3 protein-coding genes are annotated in these 1,953 nt (G+C 67.5%); all 3 read right to left on the bottom strand.

The window, feature by feature from the left end:
* Positions 1-219: DNA glycosylase AlkZ-like family protein (locus V7116_RS21745; protein ID WP_324394085.1), on the bottom strand; the 219-nt coding region annotated here is incomplete at its 3' end.
* Between the two features lies 1 nt (position 220).
* On the bottom strand, positions 221-1,279 hold the full coding sequence (locus tag V7116_RS21740) for a mannonate dehydratase (protein WP_324394084.1): 1,059 nt from the start codon (positions 1,277-1,279) through the stop codon (positions 221-223).
* A 42-nt stretch (positions 1,280-1,321) separates the two neighbouring features.
* Positions 1,322-1,953: SDR family NAD(P)-dependent oxidoreductase (locus V7116_RS21735; RefSeq protein WP_324394083.1), on the bottom strand; the 632-nt coding region annotated here is incomplete at its 5' end.

Genomic DNA, 1,953 nt, shown 5'->3' with positions numbered 1-1,953 from the left:
CGGGCGCAGGACGTGCGTGCGCAAGATGCGCCCGTCGTCGAAGGCGCGCTCCACATCGGGCAGCCGCGCGCCGGTGGTGCGCTGCGCGACGGCCCAGGCCGCGCCGCCGTAATCCTGGGACTGCACGGCGCCCAGCCACCCGACGACCTCGGCGGGATCGGCGTAGGGCGTGCGCGAAAGCCGCTGCGTATGGAGCCGCCGCGCCAGAAGCTCGTCCATATTAACTGCACGCCTGGATCGCGGCGCGGATGTAGCCCAGCGCGAAGGCCATGCCTGCGTGCCAGGGCGCGTCGCAGGTCATCTGCGGCGTGTGATCGGGGATGATCACGCCCTCGAACCGGTTTTGCAGCAGGATGCGGATCACGCGGATCATGTTCACGTCGCCCTCGTCCACGAACACCTCGTGATAGCGCGGCACCTTGCCGCGAATGTTGCGGAAGTGGATATAGGCGACATCATTCTGGCGGGTGTAGGTGTCCACCACATCGTAAATGTCGCCTTCGGTCATTTCGGCCAACGAGCCGATGCAAAATTCGAGTGTGTTGGACGGGCTGGGATGCAGATCGAGCACCTGCTGGTAGATGCGCGGCTGGTAGACGAGGCGGGCCGTGTCGCGCAGGGTGGGCATGGGCGGATCGTCGGGGTGCAGGGCGATGCGCACGCCCGCTTCTTCGGCCACGGGCAGCACGGCGTCCAGAAAATCTTTCAGGCGCGCCCAGAGCTGTTCCTGCGTGACCGTGCCGATCGTGCCGGGTCCGGCCTCGGCGTCGTAGATCATGTTCCAGACCATGCCGCGCGGGATCTGCGTTTCCTGCGGACCGTCCGCGCCCAGGAAACCGACCGACGTCGCGCCGCCGCGCGCGTACGGGCCTTCGACGTGGCCCCATACCCCCGCGAGGCTGAAGTTATAGCCCAGGACCGGGATGCCCACGTCCCCAAACCGCCGGATGATGTCCTTGACCGTTTCGAGCTGTTCCGCTTTGCGCGGGCCGTCGAGCAGGACGTCGTGCCACAGCATCGGATCGAGGTTTTCGACGGCGGCAAGCTGAAGCCCTTCCGCCTCGACGGACGCTTTGAGCGCGGCGAGATTTTCCGGCTGCCAGCTGTCGAGGCCGGTTCCCGCGACCCCCCAGCCGTCGTCGCGGGTGGTGGGGATGCGCGGCCCTTCCGCGAAGTAGTCGCACAGGTGCGCGACGATGGCCGTCGCGCCTGCCTGCCGCGCGAAGCGGAAGTTGTCGGGCGTGAGCATGTGGCGGTAGAGGCCGAGTCCAAGCTGCATGGCGGTTATGCTCCTGAAGAAGTCTTGTCAAAATATCGTTGTTTAAAGGCCGATCGAGATGCCGCCGTCCACGGTGAGCAGCGTGCCGGTGACGAAACGCGCGGCGGGCGCGCTGAGATACACGGCGGCCCAGCCTACGTCCTCCGGCTGGCCGAAGGCGTTCATCGGCGTGCGGCTGAGGACGCGCTCCTTGCGGGCCGGATCGCTGTCCAGCGCGCCGCGCATCATGGGCGACTCGATCCAGCCGGGCGCGATGGCGTTGACGCGGATGCCCGCCGGGGCCAGCTCGACGGCCATCGTGCGCATCAGGCCAAGGATCGCGGTTTTGGCGGCGGCGTAGGCGACGACCTGCGGCAAACCCATCAGCGAGGCCATCGACGCGATGAACAGGATGTGCCCGTGCTGGCGGCGCTTCATGGACGGGATCAGCGCGCGGGACAGCGCGAACGCGCCCATGACGTGCGTATCCAACACGGTTTGAAGCTCGGCGGGCGTCGTGTCTTCCACCGGCTTCTTCAGGTGGATGCCCGCGTTGTTGACCAGGATCGAGATCTCGCCGTGCTGCGCGGCGATCCGCGCGACGTCGTCGTCGGCGTGATCGAGATCCGTCACGTCGAGCGTGGCGCACGCCGCCAGCGGGCCGAGATCGGCGGCGGCAGCGCGCAGCGGTTCTT

The organism is Aggregatilinea sp. (assembly GCF_036822615.1).
Classification (GTDB): Bacteria; Chloroflexota; Anaerolineae; order Aggregatilineales; family Aggregatilineaceae; genus Aggregatilinea.
The sequence above is the reverse complement of the archived record's forward strand: the minus strand, read 5'-3'. Positions and strand labels throughout refer to the sequence as shown.